Origin of the sequence: Flavobacterium longum, from assembly GCF_965137575.1 — a bacterium.
GTDB classification, from domain to species: domain Bacteria; phylum Bacteroidota; class Bacteroidia; order Flavobacteriales; family Flavobacteriaceae; genus Flavobacterium; species Flavobacterium longum.
The window spans coordinates 84,659-101,566 of sequence record NZ_CBCRZJ010000009.1 but is presented as its reverse complement, the minus strand read 5'-3'; the positions used below and the strand labels follow the sequence as shown (position 1 = coordinate 101,566).

General features: G+C 48.4%; 19 protein-coding genes. 5 read left to right on the top strand and 14 right to left on the bottom strand.

Annotated elements, in window-relative coordinates:
• Positions 1–15: 15 nt before the first annotated feature.
• Positions 16–405, top strand: a complete 390-nt coding sequence (locus tag ACM9J1_RS14020; protein ID WP_415582718.1) for an HIT family protein — start codon at positions 16–18, stop codon at positions 403–405.
• A 28-nt stretch (positions 406–433) separates the two neighbouring features.
• On the opposite strand, the gene ACM9J1_RS14015 is transcribed toward ACM9J1_RS14020, so the two are convergent.
• Together ACM9J1_RS14015 and ACM9J1_RS14010 are read right to left on the bottom strand one after the other, a co-directional pair.
• Positions 434–826 (bottom strand): hypothetical protein, encoded by a 393-nt coding sequence (locus ACM9J1_RS14015; protein WP_415582717.1) that lies wholly within the window; start codon positions 824–826, stop codon positions 434–436.
• The gene (locus tag ACM9J1_RS14010) at positions 823–1,980 is read right to left on the bottom strand and encodes a sensor histidine kinase (RefSeq protein ID WP_415582716.1); all 1,158 of its coding nucleotides are present in this window, start codon (positions 1,978–1,980) and stop codon (positions 823–825) included. The genes ACM9J1_RS14015 and ACM9J1_RS14010 overlap by 4 nt, the downstream gene beginning before the upstream one ends.
• Positions 1,981–2,264: 284 nt before the next feature.
• Here ACM9J1_RS14010 and ACM9J1_RS14005 point away from each other — a divergent pair, with 284 nt between their 5' ends.
• The 3 genes from ACM9J1_RS14005 to aat are packed head-to-tail and all read left to right on the top strand — an operon-like array spanning position 2,265 to position 4,253.
• The gene (locus tag ACM9J1_RS14005; RefSeq protein ID WP_415582714.1) at positions 2,265–3,137 is read left to right on the top strand and encodes a flavin reductase family protein; all 873 of its coding nucleotides are present in this window, start codon (positions 2,265–2,267) and stop codon (positions 3,135–3,137) included.
• A 24-nt stretch (positions 3,138–3,161) separates the two neighbouring features.
• Positions 3,162–3,557: a DUF3127 domain-containing protein gene (locus ACM9J1_RS14000; RefSeq protein WP_415582712.1), complete on the top strand. Its 396-nt coding sequence runs from the start codon at positions 3,162–3,164 to the stop codon at positions 3,555–3,557.
• 57 nt (positions 3,558–3,614) lie between these two features.
• Entirely contained in the window at positions 3,615–4,253 is a 639-nt protein-coding gene (aat, locus tag ACM9J1_RS13995) for a leucyl/phenylalanyl-tRNA--protein transferase (RefSeq protein WP_415582711.1), read from the top strand.
• Positions 4,254–4,325: 72 nt separating this feature from the next.
• Here the strand turns inward: aat and ACM9J1_RS13990 are convergent, their stop codons facing one another.
• The 10 genes from ACM9J1_RS13990 to ACM9J1_RS13945 form a co-directional block, all read right to left on the bottom strand.
• Complete coding sequence (locus tag ACM9J1_RS13990; protein ID WP_415582710.1) at positions 4,326–6,209, bottom strand: DUF3857 domain-containing protein; 1,884 nt, start codon at positions 6,207–6,209, stop codon at positions 4,326–4,328.
• Positions 6,206–8,080 (bottom strand): DUF3857 domain-containing protein, encoded by a 1,875-nt coding sequence (locus ACM9J1_RS13985; RefSeq protein WP_415582709.1) that lies wholly within the window; start codon positions 8,078–8,080, stop codon positions 6,206–6,208. The genes ACM9J1_RS13990 and ACM9J1_RS13985 overlap by 4 nt, the downstream gene beginning before the upstream one ends.
• Positions 8,081–8,106: 26 nt before the next feature.
• Positions 8,107–8,709, bottom strand: coding sequence for a DNA-3-methyladenine glycosylase I (locus ACM9J1_RS13980; RefSeq protein WP_415582708.1), 603 nt, complete (start codon positions 8,707–8,709; stop codon positions 8,107–8,109).
• Positions 8,693–9,346, bottom strand: a complete 654-nt coding sequence (locus ACM9J1_RS13975) for a queuosine precursor transporter (protein WP_415582707.1) — start codon at positions 9,344–9,346, stop codon at positions 8,693–8,695. The genes ACM9J1_RS13980 and ACM9J1_RS13975 overlap by 17 nt, the downstream gene beginning before the upstream one ends.
• A gap of 323 nt (positions 9,347–9,669) precedes the next feature.
• Positions 9,670–10,497 (bottom strand): translation elongation factor Ts, encoded by an 828-nt coding sequence (gene tsf, locus ACM9J1_RS13970; RefSeq protein WP_415582706.1) that lies wholly within the window; start codon positions 10,495–10,497, stop codon positions 9,670–9,672.
• Positions 10,498–10,601: 104 nt separating this feature from the next.
• Entirely contained in the window at positions 10,602–11,444 is an 843-nt protein-coding gene (gene rpsB, locus ACM9J1_RS13965) for a 30S ribosomal protein S2 (RefSeq protein WP_415582705.1), read from the bottom strand.
• A gap of 191 nt (positions 11,445–11,635) precedes the next feature.
• Positions 11,636–12,022 carry a 30S ribosomal protein S9 gene (gene rpsI, locus ACM9J1_RS13960; RefSeq protein WP_415582704.1) on the bottom strand — a complete coding sequence of 129 codons (387 nt, stop codon included), beginning with the start codon at positions 12,020–12,022 and terminating at the stop codon, positions 11,636–11,638.
• On the bottom strand, positions 12,022–12,477 hold the full coding sequence (gene rplM, locus ACM9J1_RS13955) for a 50S ribosomal protein L13 (RefSeq protein WP_415582703.1): 456 nt from the start codon (positions 12,475–12,477) through the stop codon (positions 12,022–12,024). The genes rpsI and rplM overlap by 1 nt, the downstream gene beginning before the upstream one ends.
• Positions 12,478–12,682: 205 nt before the next feature.
• Positions 12,683–13,495, bottom strand: a complete 813-nt coding sequence (locus ACM9J1_RS13950) for a ferritin-like domain-containing protein (protein ID WP_415582701.1) — start codon at positions 13,493–13,495, stop codon at positions 12,683–12,685.
• Between the two features lie 18 nt (positions 13,496–13,513).
• On the bottom strand, positions 13,514–14,278 hold the full coding sequence (locus ACM9J1_RS13945) for a ferritin-like domain-containing protein (protein ID WP_415582700.1): 765 nt from the start codon (positions 14,276–14,278) through the stop codon (positions 13,514–13,516).
• Positions 14,279–14,506: 228 nt separating this feature from the next.
• Between ACM9J1_RS13945 and ACM9J1_RS13940 the strand changes: the two genes are divergently transcribed.
• Entirely contained in the window at positions 14,507–15,529 is a 1,023-nt protein-coding gene (locus ACM9J1_RS13940) for a LacI family DNA-binding transcriptional regulator (RefSeq protein WP_415582699.1), read from the top strand.
• 58 nt (positions 15,530–15,587) lie between these two features.
• Here ACM9J1_RS13940 and ACM9J1_RS13935 read toward each other — a convergent pair whose 3' ends face one another.
• On the bottom strand, positions 15,588–16,238 hold the full coding sequence (locus tag ACM9J1_RS13935; RefSeq protein ID WP_415582698.1) for a DUF1579 domain-containing protein: 651 nt from the start codon (positions 16,236–16,238) through the stop codon (positions 15,588–15,590).
• A 69-nt stretch (positions 16,239–16,307) separates the two neighbouring features.
• On the bottom strand, positions 16,308–16,880 hold the full coding sequence (locus ACM9J1_RS13930) for a T9SS type A sorting domain-containing protein (RefSeq protein WP_415582697.1): 573 nt from the start codon (positions 16,878–16,880) through the stop codon (positions 16,308–16,310).
• Positions 16,881–16,908 lie beyond the last annotated feature (28 nt).

The window sequence follows — 16,908 nt, the reverse complement described above, 5'->3', positions numbered from 1 at the left end:
AAAATAATTCATAGTATGTCAACAATCTTCACCAAAATCGTCAACGGGGAAATTCCGGCCTATAAAGTCGCCGAGGACGAAAATTACCTCGCCTTCCTGGATGTCAACCCAAACGCGAAAGGCCATACGTTGTGTATCCCGAAAAAAGAAGTCAATAAGATTTTCGATATGGACGAAGATTGGTACACCGGATTGCTCCAGTTTGCGCGTCGCGTGGCCATTGCGCTCGAACAAGCCGTGCCGTGCAAGCGCGTGGGAATGGCGGTCGTCGGGTTAGAAGTGCCGCACGCACACGTCCATTTGATCCCATTACAAGACATGGACGACATGCGCTTTGAGCGGAAAGTGAAACTCACGCCCGAAGAATTTCAGGCCGTTGCCCGATCCATCGCAGAGAAACTATAAATAAGCCCCGATTCGTTCGGGCTTTTTTTTACTCTTTAGGCGCGGCTTTCAGAAACAGCCTCAAGATACTTTTGTCGCCGGGGTTTTCGGCTTCCAAAACACAGCTGTCTGCGGAAACCTCGATGACGCGGAAGTCAATGGTCATCTGTCCTGAAACCGTCAGTATTTTCTGTTCCGCGTCATATTTCCACGTGCCTTCATCTTGTTCAGATTCGTTGTAAAAAGTATGGTCAACATACAAATTGAGCTTGTCTTTTTCATGCCCGGCGGGCGGCGGCAGCATTTCGCCGTTGCGGCTGTATTTTATAAGCATCCATGAATTGGCGATAAGTTTTTCGGTGTCGGCGGTCTGGCTTTGTCCTACAGTAACACAGCCCAGGACAAATACAATAGCCAAAATTTTACGGAGTGATTGGTTCATGATACGTTTTGTTTTTTAAATGAGACTTGCATTGTCGTGCCTTTCCCGACTTCAGAATGCAATACTTTGATTTTGCCTTTGTGGTAATCTTCCACGATGCGTTTGGTGAGTGACAAACCCAAACCCCAGCCGCGTTTCTTGGTCGTGAAACCCGGCTCGAATACGCGCGTAAACTGCTTCTTCGGGATGCCTTTTCCGGTGTCGGACACGAGAATCTTGACGAATTTCGCGTCTTCCTCAATCCTGACGGTCAATCGGCCGCGGCCGCGCATGGCATCGATGGCATTCTTGATGAGGTTTTCAATCGTCCAGCTGTGCAGCGCTTGGTTGAGCGATACCATGATGGCGTGTTTGGGTGCATGGAATGAAAACGATACCTGCCCGCCAAAACGTGACTTGAGATAGTCATAAGACTCTGCGGTTTCGGCCACGACATCGAGCATGGCCAAAGCCGGCTCAGACCCGATTTTCGAGAAACGATCCGTAATGGTCTGCAACCGGTTGATGTCCTTCTCGATTTCGGCTATCGTGGTTTCGTCCACGTTGTCGGCTTTCATGATCTCGAGCCACCCGATGAGCGACGACAATGGCGTCCCGATCTGGTGCGCGGTTTCCTTGGCCATACCTGCCCAAAGTTTGTTCTGCGTGGCCATTTTGGTGCTTCGGTAATAATTGTACACCACGCCGCCAAAAAGCACGATGATCAGCACCAGTGCAATCGGGTAATATTTGAGCTTGTTGAGCAGCGACGAATCGCCGTAATAGATGTATTGAAATTTGCCTTTGACGTACTCGGTCACGATCGGGTCGTTTTCCTTCTTGAGTTTCAAGAGCATGCGCCGCGCCAAGGCTTTGTCTTTCAGCACCATTTCATCCACGTTGTTTGCGCTGATGATGTTGCCTTTTTCGTCGGTCAAAATAATCGGGATTGTGGTGTTGTGGCTCAAGATTGTCTGTGGCAAAGACAAATCGGCGTCGAGGTCAGAGGTCATCACCACGTTTTGCGCTTCGGCCCAATACTCCATCTTGGCGCGTTCCTCATCTTTGAAAAACACGAAAAAGGTGTACGTATTCCAAAGGATCAGCAAGACAATCGAGAACGATACGGCAATGATGATCCAGCGCGTGACATTTCTTTTTTCGGAAAAATCCATAAGCAAACCCCGATGAGTGGCATCGGTAAAGATAGCAAAATTAGTTTCTTGGGCGTTGCCTTCGGCCCAGGCTGTCCACTGTAGTCCTCGCTGGCGCTCCGGGCTGCCGTTTCCATCCTTAACGCGGCTCCCGCGCCGCCGAATGCTTCGGTTGAAAAGCGAGAATTCCGTAGCCGAAACCACAAGCCCAATGTCTCATAAAAACGCGCGCACGGTTAATAAATTATCCCACATCCATTGTCCAATATCCGTTGCCCGTCGTATTTTTGCGTAAACCCATTTCCATGCGCAGCATAGACCCGAAACAAGTATCGCCCGCCCAATTGCAAGGTTACCTGCAAAGTGCCGTTGCGCCGCGACCGATCGCCTTCGCAAGTACGATTGATGCCAACGGGAAACCCAATTTGTCGCCGTTCAGTTTCTTTAATGTGTTCAGCTCGAACCCACCGGTGTTGGTATTTTCTCCGGCCCGCCGCGTCCGTGACAATACCACCAAACACACGCTTGAAAATTGTCGGCAAACCAAGCAAGTGGTCATCAACGTGGTGAATTACGCCATGGTGCAACAGGCGTCGCTCTCAAGCACCGAATATCCGGAAGGCGTGAACGAATTCGTCAAATCCGGGCTTACCATGTTGCCGTCGGACATCGTCAAACCGTACCGCGTGGCCGAATCGCCGGTGCAATTCGAGTGTAAGGTCAATGACATCATCGCCCTTGGTGAAAATGGCGGCGCCGGAAACCTCGTGATTTGCGAAGTGGTGAAAATCCACGTCGGCGAGAACATCTTGGACGAGAATGGCCACATCGACCAATACAAAATAGATCTCGTATCGCGGCTTGGCGGCAACTGGTATTCGCGTTCCAACCAAGGATTGTTTGAAGTGCCCAAACCGCTTACCACGCTAGGCATCGGTGTCGATCAAATCCCGGAACACATCCGCAACAGTACGGTTTTCGATGGGAACGATCTGGGCATGCTCGGCAATGTGGAAGCCTTGCCTACGCGCGAAGAAATCGATACATTTGTAAAGGAGCATTTTGCGGTTAAAGGCGTCTTGAGCGCCGACGACCGCAAGCTTCAGCACGAACTGGCCAAGGAATACATCGGCAAGAATGACGTGGCTTCGGCCTGGAAAGTCCTTTTGGCCCAATAATATTAATTTTTTAAACAGTAGAAGATGGAAGTATCAGGAAGAATTAAAGTGATCAACCCGGAGCAGCAAGTGAGCGCGAGTTTCAGGAAAAGGGAATTGGTCGTCACGACAGATGAGCAGTATCCGCAGCACATCATGATCGAGTTCACGCAAGACAAATGTGACTTGCTAAACAATTACCGCCCGGGCGAGGAAGTAAAGGTTTCCATCAACCTGCGCGGCCGTGAATGGGTAAATCCGCAGGGCGAGACGAAATATTTCAACAGCATCCAAGGCTGGCGCATTGAGCGTGTACAGGCCGAAGCACCGGCGCAACCACAGTACGCACAACAAGCGCAACAAACACCAATGCCGGCCGCTCCGGCGTTTGAACCGGCTGCAAACTTCAACGAAGAAGAGCACGACGATTTGCCGTTCTAACATTCAACGACATTCAACAACACAAGCCAGGAGTAATTCTGGCTTTTATTTTTGACCATGTACATCCTCAATGAATCGCTGTATTTTCCGCCTGTCATCAAGGCCGACCGGCACGGGCTGCTGGCCATTGGCGGCGATTTACGCCCAGAAAGGTTAATGCTGGCCTACCGCAGCGGCATTTTTCCTTGGTTCGACGAGCATGACCCTATTCTTTGGTGGGCGCCGCCTAAACGCATGGTATTGTTTTTCCCGGAGCTGAAGGTGTCCAAGAGCATGCGTCAAGTCATCCGAAAAGGGATTTTTAAAGTGACAGTCAACCAAGATTTCCGAGCCGTGATGTTGGCGTGCAAACACATTTACCGGGAAGGCCAGGACGGCACATGGATCACCGACGAAATGGTGGAAGCCTATTGTGCACTACACAGTCAAGGCATCGCGCAATCGGTAGAAGTCTGGCAAGACGATTTGCTGGTGGGTGGCTTGTACGGGGTAGACCTCGGCCATATTTTTTGTGGCGAGAGTATGTTTTCAAAAGTGCCGAATGCGTCAAAAACCGCCTTCATCTATTGGGCGCAACAACTAGAATCAAAAGGCTACAAGTTACTTGACTGTCAAAACCATAATGATCATTTGGCCAGTTTGGGTGCGCGGGAAATTTCTCGGGATGCGTTTATGAGTATTTTGTCGAAAGGCTAAAAATGTAAAACCTGAAAGGTTTTTAAAACCTTTCAGGTTTTACGACGGGAATCCCGTACATTTTCCTAAAATTTAAACCTTCACCAACACCAACGCCGATTTGTAGAAATCATACGCAGCGTTCATCACGTCGCGGTATTGCGGGTATTTTTCGACACCCAAATGCGTAAAATCGTAGAATTCCTCAATAGAAATTTCCACTTTTTTCCCATTGACCGCGGCCGAAGATGTGAACTTGCCCACGACGTTTCCTTCGTCATCCTTCAATTCTTTATTGAAAATTAAAGTGTTGACATCTTTCACGGTGTAACCGTCCGGGATGTTCAGGGTAATGGCGTGGATGAATTTTCGCGGATACGCAATATCAATCGGGTATTTGCGCTCGGTTTCCTGATACAGGTTGGTTTGGTCGCCGAGGACTTTCCCTAACGTGATGAGGTAATTCTTGCCGGCATTTTCCAGCCACGATTCCTTGATGACCGCTTCGGTCTCAAACGTGAATGGCCGTTCGCTGCCGTAGTTGTGGCGGTATTCCTTATTCTTGAATTCGTGTTTCTTCAAGTCGATGTCGATGTCGTTGAACACCGCATTCCCTACGAATTCCTTGATTTTGTCTTCCGGGATGTCCTTCAATACGCTTCGGTAATAATAAGCCCGATAGCCCGTAAAGTCGCTTTTCTTTTTTACTGAAACGGTTTCCATGTCGGCATCCACGGTAATCTCACTGAAGGTATGGTTGACGTTGTCTTCCATAGATACGCCGCCAATCTTGGTGTATTCGTACGTCACTTTCTTTTTCTCTGGATGATATACCACGGCATCGTTGTTCAAACACACCGAACTCGGCGGCCCGTACGGCATCCAATAGTAAAAAGGCATGATGTATTTTTTGGTTTCCGGAATGTAAATCAGGATTTCCGTCAGCGTCGACGGTATCGCGAAAGACTTCTGAAACGCGTTGTCGAACTTGTCTGTCGAGACCATGAATTTGTACGGGATTTTCAAGGCGTCGAGCACGTCTTTGTACAGATACAGCGCCATGGCGGGCATCATTTTCTTGGTCTCCAGGATTTTCTTGTACTGGTATTGACGGTCAATCTCGATGTTTTCCTTAAGGAAGATGTCCATTTTTTTCAACCGGTCGTCCACCGGTACCGACGCATCATCCAGCTGGAGTTCCTTGATGAAATCCTTCACCATCGATTTCGCGCTGACGCCATCGGCAAAACCGTTCAATTCCCAGTAAAAGCTGTCGAAATCGTAGTTGAAATTCCCGCTCACGAAATAGTACACCTTGGTCAAATTGGCCAGGTTCGTCGCGCTGATTTCTTCCTTGTAGGCCGGCAGATTGCTTACGGTAAAGAGATGGTGTTTCTTGAAAACCTGTTCATTCATGCCTACGTTTAGGAAATACGCCTTGCCTTCGGGAATACGGTTGAGCTGGAATTTCCCTTCAAGCACCGGAATATCGCGCTGGAAATATTCCACGTTATTGAAATCTGGATAATCCTTGATGACGTAATAATATTCAATGATGTCTCCTTTTTCGACGCCTTCAAACACGAATTGTTTCTCGTCGGATTTTTCTTTTTCGATGATGCGGTTCTCCGCCAGCGGGATAATCTTACCGTCGGGCTTGATCACGCGCGCCTGTAAATCCCGATAATCCCGAACGTATTTCTTGTTGATACTTACCTTGTTGTAGTTGTTGATGCCGTCGTCGGTCAAAATTTTGATGGCCGTGTGTTTTACCACAAATGCTTTGTAGGCGTATTGCCCGATGCGGTTTTCGTACAAACGGTAATCCTTCAGGACAACGGCCGGATAGGATTCAAATTCCTTTGGGATTTCCCTGAATTTCGGGACGGCCTGCCAAGTGTAATTTTTGACTTCCTCAACCTGGGCGAAGGTGTGCATGCCGGCCAAAAAGGCGATGACGGCTAAAAAATTCCTCATGCTTTGCTAAAAATGATGTTCTGGTTGTATTGTTTCGTGATGCTTTTGATGGCGTTATTCCAAGCCTCGAATTGGCCGGTTTGCAGCAACAGCACGTTGGTCGCGATTTTTTGTTTGACGATGACTTTCCCGCCACCGGCCGTGTAAGTGATGTCGGCTTCAATCAAGTCGGTTTTCAGGTTGAAGTTTTCAGGGATGAATTCCACTTTGTAGCCTTCCGGGACGGCAATCTCATACTCGAAATCAAACGACTTGTTGAACTGGAATTCATACGGCACTTTGCGTTTTTCGATGTCGATGCGCGAATCGGCGTACGGGAAAAACAGTATCGGCTTGAACAGCATTTCGCCGCCCGTGTCTTTGGTCCATTTCTCTAGTGTGAAATCGTATTTGATCTCCAGCGGCTGCGCGGTCAAATCATCGCCACTGATCTGGATGTTGCCCGTGTTGATGCTGTTGATGAACCGCGAGAGGTAATTCTTGAGCATGTCGGTCTTTTCGATCGTCGATTTGTAATAGCCGTTGAATTGCGATTTGGTGAAACCTGTCAGGGCAAAAACCGCCTTCCCGGTTAATTTTCCACCGTTGAAACCGATTTGCATTTTGCCGGTGGTGTTGTTTTCCTTGGCCGCAATCACGGGCACCGGCACAATTTTATGGTTGTTCTCGTCGATCTTCAACAGCGCCTGTTTCCCTTGGATAAACGGCGTAAAACCCGGAAAAATCGTGTATTGGCCGGTGGCATCGAGAAATACATATTGTCCATCGAGTTTGGCTACTGCAATCATGTGGTTGTCCACGATCGGCGTCGGGACTTTTTCATACGTATAGTTGTTGTGGCGCGTCCCGATCCAGGCGATGTACGATTCCACGCCGGCGTACTTCAGCATTTCATTCAGCAGGTTGGCCATGTCTTTACAGTCGCCGTATTTCTTCTGGAACACATCGGCGGCATCGCGTGGAATGTAGCCGCCCATACCGTCCTCAAAGGCCACATAATTCACTTTAGATTGTACGTAGTTGAAAATCGCGCCGGTTTTTTCTGCGTCGGTTTTGGCATTTTTGATCAGGTCGAGCGTAAAGGTTTTTAGCGCCGATTGATCAGTCTTGTTGATATTCTTGACCGTTTGATAGTAGAATTTGTACAAATTGTCAACCGAGCCTACGACTTCCTGCGCGCCTTTTTCCGTTTTGTAATTCTTGATGTAGAAGATGATGTGCGGGCTGTAATACGAACGTGCTGGCGCGTCGTTGAACTGCTCGTCGCGCGGGCTGTCGGTCATTTGCCAGCTGTATTTGGTGAAATCGCCGTCTGGCTGTGACGAGAATTCAATCTTGTCGGTGTCGTTACCTTGCAGCACGTAGCCGATTTCGACGTTTTTGGACACTTTGAGTTCGAGTTTGGCATTTCTGCAATCGATGCCGTCGCGGAAATAGAACGCGTCCAGGAAATGCGGTTGGCGGAATTGTTTCCGGAAAGACGTAAAGGTCTGTGAACCTTCTTCCAGCCTGTCAAAAAAGAAATATTTGTATTTCATGTCATGGTAGAAGATGTTCTCAATCTCGACGTCTTCGGTCATGATGTTCTTTACTTTTTCCTTCTTTTGTCCGGGCGAAATACTGAAGGCTTCAATATCGGAAATGTCTTCGAACGCCGCGGTGTAATTGATGCGGTCGCCTTTCACGAACGAGTCGTCCTTGTCGCCGACCCATTTGCGTTCTTGCGAAAAGGCTTCAATGGCCGGTTTCCCTGCGCGTACGTCAATCGTATAGTATTGTTCCTTGCTGATGATGTATGACTTGGGCTTTGCGGATTGTGCCGACAACACAACCGAAATCAGCAACAAGGTCAAAACAAAAACATTTCTCATGGCATGCATCTTTTTGGTCTGATGTTTCAATCGTTCGCCGTTCGCTGTTCGCCGTTCGAAATTTCGTTCATGATCCAGCAATCGGCAACGTGGTCATTCACCATTCCGGTGGCCTGCATGTGCGCATACACCACAGTTGAACCCACGAATTTGAACCCGCGCTTCTTCAGGTCTTTGCTGATTTGGTCAGATAATGGCGTCGTGGCCGGAATATCTTTCAAGGTTTTGCGGTTGTTCTCCAGCGGTTTGCCGCCGGTGAAACCCCAGATGTAGTTTGAGAAACTCCCGAATTCTTTTTGCACTTCCATGAACGCCTGCGCATTGGTCACGGCGGCTTTGATCTTCAAACCGTTGCGGATGATGCCTTCGTTGTCCATGAGTTCGGCGATTTTGTCCTCTGAATACTTCGCGACTTTTTTGTAGTCGAATTTGTCGAAAGCGGCGCGGAAATTCTCGCGTTTGCGCAAAATGGTGATCCAGCTCAGGCCGGCTTGGAAGGTTTCCAGGATGAGGAATTCAAACAACACGCGGTCGTCATACACGGGTTTTCCCCATTCCTCATCGTGGTATTTCATATACAGTTCGTCTTGGCCGCACCAAGCGCACCGGATTTTATCGTTTGTCTTCATGGATGTATTTGTCGATGAGTGAGTGGGCGAGATAAATCAAAGGGGTGAGCAATACCGCGATGGACAACTTGACAAGATAACCCGCCAAGCCCGATTGGATGTATTGTTCGGTGGTCATTTTCCCGGTCATGTAAAACGCGATACCGAGCACGATGAAACTGTCGAAGAACTGCGAAATCACCGTTGAACCCGTACTGCGCAGCCATAGCATTCTGCCGCCGGTTTTGCTTTTCACGAAATGGAACAACGTGACGTCGATGAGCTGCGACACCAAAAACGCCGTGATGCTGCCTACGATGATCCATTGGCTTTGCCCAAAAACGGCCGAGAATTGCGCGTCTGTCACGCCGGGAATGTCTGGATGCGCCGGAATACGCATGGCGAAAAACAGGATGAAAAAGCAATAGGCGATGAGGCAGGCCGTGATGAACGACAAGCGCCGGACGCCTTTCTCACCAAAGTATTCGTTGATTAGGTCTGTCGTGAGGAAAACCACTGGCCAAGGCAGGATGCCGATGCTCATCGGAATGCCGAAGACATCGATGAGTTTGCCGCCAATGAGTTCGGCGGTGACGGCGTTGGTGATGAAAATCCCGGCAAGGATGACATACACCGTATCTTTCTTGGTTTGGAACATAGCAATTTCGACAAGATTTCAAATGTAAGATTTTTTCGAAATGAGTGGTGTTGATTTCGTTAAAAATAGATTGCCGGTTTTAGGGTCGGGCCGGCAAGAAAATAAACACAGGTTTCACAGTATACGTGGATTAAATCTGGGAAATATGTTTTTAATGAAATGGTTGCGTCCGTAGGACATTGAAGAATGTTTCGGGTGCGTGCGGACTGCGTTAGGGATTGGAGCAAAGTGCCGTGCACTGCGGAAAGCCCGGCGCTTGCGCAACGCCCAACAAAAAACCCGATCCAAACGAACCGGGTTTTTCTATTATTGGATGTTTTGGATTAACCCAAAGCCACACGCTTAAAGCCTGTCACTTTCAAATCAGCGTTTACAGACTTGATGTAAGCGGCAACGCTCATAGATGAATCCTTGATGTAATCTTGGTTCACCAAAGTGTTGTCTTTGAAGAAACGCTGCAATTTGCCTTTGGCGATGTTGTCGAGCATTGCTTCTGGCTTGCCTTCCTGACGGAGCAAATCTTTCGCGATTTCGATTTCCTTGTCGATGGTAGCTTGGTCAACACCGGTTTCGTCAAGTGCAATTGGCGACATGGCGGCCGCTTGCATTGCTACGTTTTTGGCGGCTTCTTCGGCACCGTCAACGTTGGCAGACAAAGAGACCAAAACGGCGATTTTGCCTGAGTGAACGTAAGAACCGATGAACGCGCCAGAGAGTTTCTCGAAAGAACCGATCTCGATTTTTTCTCCGATGACACCTGTTTGTTCAATCAATTTCTCTGACACTGAAATACCACCGAAATCGGCAGCGAGGAATGCGTCTTTGTCGGCTGATTTCAAAGCGATGGCAGCGAAATCGTTGGCCAACTTCACGAAACCTTCGTTTTTGCCTACGAAGTCAGTCTCGCAATTCAAAGTGATGGCAACACCTTCTGTTTTGTCGGCATTTACCAAAGCAATCGCAACACCTTCGGTCGACTCGCGGTCTGAACGGTTTGCAGCCACTTTCTGGCCTTTTTTGCGAAGGATTTCGATAGCAGCTTCGAAGTCGCCGTTGGCTTCAACCAAAGCTTTTTTGCAGTCCATCATACCGGCGCCGGTAGCGGTACGCAATTTATTTACATCTGCAGCAGTAATTGCAACTGTACTCATTGTAATTATTTTTTTAATTTTTAATGTTTGAAAAGAAAATTCCAGTTTACCCTCGGGCAAATTCACAGAATCGGACCGGCCGGATAAACTGGAATTAAAAAGATTTATTCTTCTGACTTGGCTTCTTCGTTTGCTTCAGGAGTTTCTGCTACTTCAGCAGTTACTTCTTCAACAGCCGGTGCTTCCGCAACTGGTGCAGCGGTTTCAACTGCATCAACAGTTTCTTCCGTTTCTGCATCTTCTACGATGGCGTCAGCATTGCGGTTCTGCAATCCGTCGATGACGGCGGCAGTGACCAAAGACATGATTTTGTCGATCGATTTAGAAGCATCATCATTCGCCGGGATTACGTAATCAACCTCACGAGGGTCAGAATTCGTATCGACCATGGCGAAAACTGGAATGTTTAATTTTTGAGCTTCTTTTACGGCGATGTGCTCGGCCTTGATGTCTACGATGAAAAGCGCAGCAGGAAGGCGTGACATGTCGGCGATAGAACCTAAGTTTTTCTCCAACTTAGCGCGCAGACGCTCGATTTGCAATTTCTCCTTTTTAGAAAGGGTTGCGAAAGTGCCGTCTTTCTTCATCTTGTCGATAGAAGCCATTTTCTTAACAGCTTTACGGATGGTGACGAAGTTGGTCAACATACCGCCTGGCCACCTTTCGGTGATGTAAGGCATATTGGCCGAAGCAGCTTTCTCTGCAACGATGTCTTTTGCTTGTTTTTTGGTCGCAACGAAAAGGATCTTGCGTCCAGAGGCAGCGATTTTCTTCAAAGCTTCGTTTGCTTCTTCGATTTTCGCAGCGGTTTTATACAGGTTAATGATGTGGATGCCGTTGCGCTCCATATAGATATACGGCGCCATGTTTGGATCCCATTTGCGGGTCATGTGTCCGAAGTGGACTCCGGCTTCCAGCAACTCTTTAACGTCTACTTTGTTTGCCATTTTAATTTTTAGTTTACGTTCTGTTGTTTTAGCAATGTTCCCTTTGGCTGTCGGCTTTCGCCTATAAGCGCTTTAGCAAGGCTTCATTTGGATGCTAAACTAAATGCAACAATAACAGTTTTTAATTTTCTTTTTAATTCTTGTAGTCAACTCGTGTCTCTTTCGTCTTTTGACTTTCGTCTAAATAACGATTAACGTTTAGAGAACTGGAATCTCTTACGTGCTTTCTTCTGACCGAATTTCTTACGTTCCACCATACGTGGGTCGCGGGTCAAAAGACCTTCCGGTTTCAGGATCGAGCGGTTCTCAGCGTCAACTTCGCACATGGCGCGTGACAAAGCCATACGAACAGCTTCAGCCTGGCCAGTTGTGCCGCCGCCTGTAACGTTTACTTTTACGTCAAAGTTCTCAGCGTTGTTTGTCATAGACATCGGCTGCATCACTTTGTATTGCAACGTTGCAGTTGGGAAATACACTGCCATTTCTTTTTTGTTCACGGTAACTTTACCGCTGCCTTCTGTAACATAAACACGTGCTACAGCGCATTTTCTTCTTCCGATTTTGTGGATTGTAGCCATTATTTAAGATCGTTAAGGTTTACAGTTTTAGGTTTCTGAGCTTCGTATTTGTGCTCAGCGCCTACGGTTACTTTCAGGTTTCTGAAAAGTTCTGCACCCAGTTTGTTCTTAGGCAACATTCCTTTTACGGCTTTCTCTACCAATGAAGCAGGATTTTTTGCTTGCATTACTTTGGCAGTAAGGGTTCTTTGACCTCCAGGATAACCCGTGTGACGCATGTAGATTTTGTCGTCCATTTTGGTTCCTGTGAGATTGATTTTCTCTGCGTTGATGACAATCACGTTGTCGCCGCAGTCTACGTGAGGCGTGTAGCTAGGCTTGTACTTTCCCCTAAGGATCATCGCGACCTTAGAAGCAAGACGGCCCAGGTTGTGCCCTTCAGCGTCAACAACAACCCACTCCTTCGTGACAGTGGCCTTGTTGGCTGAAATAGTCTTGTAACTCAATGTGTTCACAATAAAATTTTATTTAATTAAACATTCCATCCCCAATAAAAGGGGATGCAAAAGTACAATTAATTCCGTGAAATGCAAACGCCTTGTAAATATTATTTTTATTGGGGTTTTCGCCTTGTATAACAGCGTGTTTGTCAACAAACTTTTTGACAATAAAAAGCCGCCTTGGTCGAGGCGGCTTTCGGAAACGACATAAAACGCGTCGTTACACGATAAAAAGGTTGGCGATGGACACCGTTTCGGCCGTGGTCAAAGGTTCATCGAAAGCCTCTGATCCAGCGCCTGCACCAAAGAGCGCAGCGGTGTTATACCCGGCTTGTGTGGTGACTTGCTCGCCGTCGTACACCGCTTGTGCAGCTGGCGCCGGCGCGCTGGTGTTGCCCGTAATCCATCCTTTTTCAGAACGCAGCCTGCGCACTTCAGAGGCATGGCGCGCTTCCACCGAGTGAATCTGAAGCGCTGCGGTCAATAGCGCATCGTCGCCAATCAAGTTTCCGGCCTGTCCTTTATAAGCACGCACGCCCGTATCTTCAAAAGCCTGCGCCAAAGCCAGGAAAGTTTGGTAATTGCTGAATACGTCAGGGAATGTACCGCCAGCCGTAAAATCGAACGTTGGTTTCGCAACAAAATTCGCGCTGCCCGTGCCGCCGAGTCCGGCAATCAAAAATGCCACGTGGTCGGCCTCATGCTGCGAAATCTGTTGAAAGACTTTCAAGTCGCGACCACTGTTTTCGGAAGGCGGGATTAGTCCTGCTGTATCGAGCGCGGTCTGGTAAAACTCGTCTTCTAGATATTCGAGTGTCAAGGCCAACTGCAATGCACCGATGGCCGTCGCGGGCGTTGGTTGTATGTCTGCAGCAAATGCCTTAGTGTTGAGCGCGGCGAACCCGAATGGGATAGAGGCCAGTGCCATATTTTTGCCAATCTTTCCGAATTGGTTGAAACTTTCGCGGCGCGAACCGGTTGCATTGAGGATTCTCTCATCGGCGAACGATGATATAAATTTTAAGATATTCATGACTATTTCGGATTAAGATTATGGTAAATACATGGCGGTGAATTCGTTCTGGATGATGTTGAGCGATGCCACTTCGCCCAAGATTACCGAAGGCTTCCGTGCTTGGTCAAGCCCGGTGGTGTTGCTCACGATGTCGTCGCCGGCAAAATCTTTTGAGTTCGGATTGATCAAACTCCGGATGGCCGATGCATGTCGCGCCTCGACCGAGACGATTTTACCCGCAATCAGTAAGTAATCCGGGTTCGCAATGATGTAACCTGCACCATTGTATGCTGCCACGCCGGTATCTTCAAGCGCTTTTGAGGTAGCCAGGACTTGGTCGCGGCTCGAGAAATTCAATCCGGTATATTGGAAGGTCAAATCTGGGAGCAAGCGCGCGTCCACGTCTTCGCCCATACTGTTTAGCGCACCGGTGATAGCGGTACGGAAAAATTCGCGGTGGATGACTTCGTGCCGGTACAAATCGGTCAGGACTTGCTGCTCTGTTGCATTGAATGTGCTAGTGAATCCGGTCGCGTTGACTACTTTCGTGTAAAAATCGGCTTCGAGTTGTTCGAGCGCATACGCATAGGTAAGCACGCCCAAATCGCCACCGCCGAAGTCGAACTTTCCGTTTCGGATGCCGGGTAATTGTTGTGAATCGGGCGTACCGTCGTCGTCGCTCGAGCAGCCCGCGAGCAATAATCCGGTCCCTGCAATGGCGAGCCCGCTGATCTTCAAAAAGTCGCGACGCCCTTTGAGTACCGCCGGATTGACTTCATGAACCGTAACTTGGTTTTTCATAATACAAATGTTTAGTTGATAAATAGGCTTGTATGTCGGTTCTATTGGTTCTAATTGATACGAAATAATGCAACGTCCAGTTTTTCGGAACAGTGTTAAAAATTAAATCCGGATTGCATTGCTATTGGTAGGGAATTCTCTAATTTCGAGAATTGTAAAGTTCACGTCGATTTTGTTAACCTGACTTACACAGTCTACTAGATAAATTACAGCATTAAGCCCATTGCGATGAAAGAGAAAGCCACGCTAAAACAAATCGCCGCCGAACTGCACGTATCGGTTTCAACGGTATCAAAAGCGCTTAACGGAAGCCCGGAAATCAGCGAACCAACGCGGCAACGCATACAGGAATATGCGCAACTCAGGAACTATCGCCCGAACGTGGCCGGTTTGAATCTCAAAAACCGCCGCACGATGACCATTGGCGTGGTCATCCCAAACATCTTGAATCCGTTTTTCGCGAAAGTGTTCAGCGGGATTGAAAAGGCGGCGGAAGCGAAAGGCTACAATATCATTACGTGCATTTCCAACGAATCGCTCCAGAAGGAAATCCATGCGCTGGACATTCTCAGCCGTGGTGCGATTGACGGTTTTATCCTGTCGATTTCCGAAGAAGCGCAAAAGGAACAATCATTCGATCACCTCAAACAAATCATCGAGGAAGGCATCCCGATGGTGATGTTCGACCGGGTTTCGGACGATGTGGAATGCGACAAAGTCATCGTGGACGATTTCGAGTCGGCGGTGCATGCCACTGAGCATTTAATCAAAACCGGCTGTAAAAACATTGCATTGCTGTCGGCCATAGACAATCTCAGTGTCGGAAAATTGCGGGCCAAAGGTTATTTCGAGGCGTTGGCGAAGAACAATATTAAGGTAAACGATAAACTCGTACTCCAGACAGATTCGCCCGAGGACTTCGACAGCAGGTTTCCGGCGTTGTTCGACAAGGAAAGTATCGACGGTATTTTTGCGCTCGATGAACACGCTTCGGTCACGGCGATGAAGGCAGGCGTGAAGAAAGGTTTGAAAATCCCGCAGGATTTGTCGCTCATCGGGTTTGCTGACGGCGTTTGGTCCAGAAGATTGACGCCGAGTTTATCTACCGTAAGCCAACACGGCCCGGAAATCGGCGCGGCAGCCGCCAACCTCTTGATTGAACGCCTTGAAAGCAAAGAGGAATTCTTCAAGCCCAAAACGGTGACCATCAAAACCGAATTGCGCCAGCGCGACTCTACGAATAAACTGTAACATCAAACCACAAAAAAACCAGTGAATTTCACTGGTTTTACATTTCAAGAGAATTCGGTTATTTTCGTTTCATGATCATTTCCATCGACTTGTATTCCTTCCCGTCGGGACCAGTTTCGAACATTTCCATCTTGCGGGTGTTGTCGTCGGGTGCCGTCCAGATTTCACGAAGCGATTTTTCACCACCGCTGATGGGGTCGACACATTTTCCAGTGAAAGTTATGGCTTTGGTCGCGGCATCGTAGTCGCCGGTCAAGAACATCATGCCGGTTCCCATATTATCAATCCAAGTCGATTCGTATTTCTTCGACGCATTGTTGTAGGCTACCGTGGCTGTTCCTTCGAAAGGCATGCCCATCGCGGTTCCTTTGTGGACGGATTGCTGGTATTTCCCGCCGTATACCATCTTGATGTCGGCACTTCCCGTGGATTTTTGCGGCGGTGCATCGGCGCCCATCCACATCGTTGATTCGGTGGTCCATGAACCGGCTTCGGCGGCCATCATTTTGTGCGGCTCGCCTGGTGTCATGTAAGCGGTCCATGCTTTTTCGACGGCAGCAGAATCCATCGGTTTGGCAGCTTCCGCAGGTTCGGTTTTTACCGTGGCCGTTGTGTCGGCGGCGGTTTCATCTTTGGCTTTGTCTTCCGCTTTTTTGCAGGCGCCAAAAGCCAACAGCAGCGCCAAAGCAGGGAATAACATTTTCTTCATAAGAATTGGTTTATGTGTCCAATAAAAATAGGAATTCCGCGCGAACTTTTGCGACCACGCCGCGAAAAATTACTTCCGCACTACGGAAAACGTGCGTATGCCAGAGGCAGTTTCGGCTTTTACCCAATATTGGCCTGTCGGGAAATTCTCGAAATGCACGACAACTTCCGGCGTTCCGGCGTTCATGTCGATAATGGTTTTGCCGGTAAGGTCAACAACGGTTACACGGCCAATGTTTACTGGGCTGGAAATCGTCATGTAATCGGTTACAGGGTTCGGGTAGAATTTGAATTCGTCCTGACGCACTTCTGGTGTTGAAAGTGCCGTAACGGTAATGGTTCCAGTCATGCCCGCGTGGAAGGCGCAACGATAAGGATTGGCGCCCACAACCGTAAATGTGTGCTCGAACGATTGGCCTGCCCCAGTAATGGTGCCACTATTAAAAGATTCAACGGCGCTGCCCAAACTGGTTACCGTGTGCGGCATTGAGGTGTCGGTCCACATCCACATCACCGTGTCGCCCGACTGGATTGTTAAAGTCGTTTGGCTGGACGGCACGCCGAAGAACCAATTGACCATGTGGGTTGTTTGTGCCTGGCATACCGCTCCGGCAAACAACATCGCGAGTAAAGTTTTTTTCATACCAATAAGGAGTTTTAAGTTTCCCCAA

Coding starts and splice junctions, on each gene's coding strand:
- ACM9J1_RS14020 (WP_415582718.1), top strand. CDS start 16: ATGTCAACAATCTTCACCAAAATCGTCAACGGGGAAATTCCGGCCTAT.
- ACM9J1_RS14015 (WP_415582717.1), bottom strand. CDS start 826: ATGAACCAATCACTCCGTAAAATTTTGGCTATTGTATTTGTCCTGGGC.
- ACM9J1_RS14010 (WP_415582716.1), bottom strand. CDS start 1,980: ATGGATTTTTCCGAAAAAAGAAATGTCACGCGCTGGATCATCATTGCC.
- ACM9J1_RS14005 (WP_415582714.1), top strand. CDS start 2,265: ATGCGCAGCATAGACCCGAAACAAGTATCGCCCGCCCAATTGCAAGGT.
- ACM9J1_RS14000 (WP_415582712.1), top strand. CDS start 3,162: ATGGAAGTATCAGGAAGAATTAAAGTGATCAACCCGGAGCAGCAAGTG.
- aat (WP_415582711.1), top strand. CDS start 3,615: ATGTACATCCTCAATGAATCGCTGTATTTTCCGCCTGTCATCAAGGCC.
- ACM9J1_RS13990 (WP_415582710.1), bottom strand. CDS start 6,209: ATGAGGAATTTTTTAGCCGTCATCGCCTTTTTGGCCGGCATGCACACC.
- ACM9J1_RS13985 (WP_415582709.1), bottom strand. CDS start 8,080: ATGAGAAATGTTTTTGTTTTGACCTTGTTGCTGATTTCGGTTGTGTTG.
- ACM9J1_RS13980 (WP_415582708.1), bottom strand. CDS start 8,709: ATGAAGACAAACGATAAAATCCGGTGCGCTTGGTGCGGCCAAGACGAA.
- ACM9J1_RS13975 (WP_415582707.1), bottom strand. CDS start 9,346: ATGTTCCAAACCAAGAAAGATACGGTGTATGTCATCCTTGCCGGGATT.
- tsf (WP_415582706.1), bottom strand. CDS start 10,497: ATGAGTACAGTTGCAATTACTGCTGCAGATGTAAATAAATTGCGTACC.
- rpsB (WP_415582705.1), bottom strand. CDS start 11,444: ATGGCAAACAAAGTAGACGTTAAAGAGTTGCTGGAAGCCGGAGTCCAC.
- rpsI (WP_415582704.1), bottom strand. CDS start 12,022: ATGGCTACAATCCACAAAATCGGAAGAAGAAAATGCGCTGTAGCACGT.
- ACM9J1_RS13950 (WP_415582701.1), bottom strand. CDS start 13,495: ATGAATATCTTAAAATTTATATCATCGTTCGCCGATGAGAGAATCCTC.
- ACM9J1_RS13945 (WP_415582700.1), bottom strand. CDS start 14,278: ATGAAAAACCAAGTTACGGTTCATGAAGTCAATCCGGCGGTACTCAAA.
- ACM9J1_RS13940 (WP_415582699.1), top strand. CDS start 14,507: ATGAAAGAGAAAGCCACGCTAAAACAAATCGCCGCCGAACTGCACGTA.
- ACM9J1_RS13935 (WP_415582698.1), bottom strand. CDS start 16,238: ATGAAGAAAATGTTATTCCCTGCTTTGGCGCTGCTGTTGGCTTTTGGC.
- ACM9J1_RS13930 (WP_415582697.1), bottom strand. CDS start 16,880: ATGAAAAAAACTTTACTCGCGATGTTGTTTGCCGGAGCGGTATGCCAG.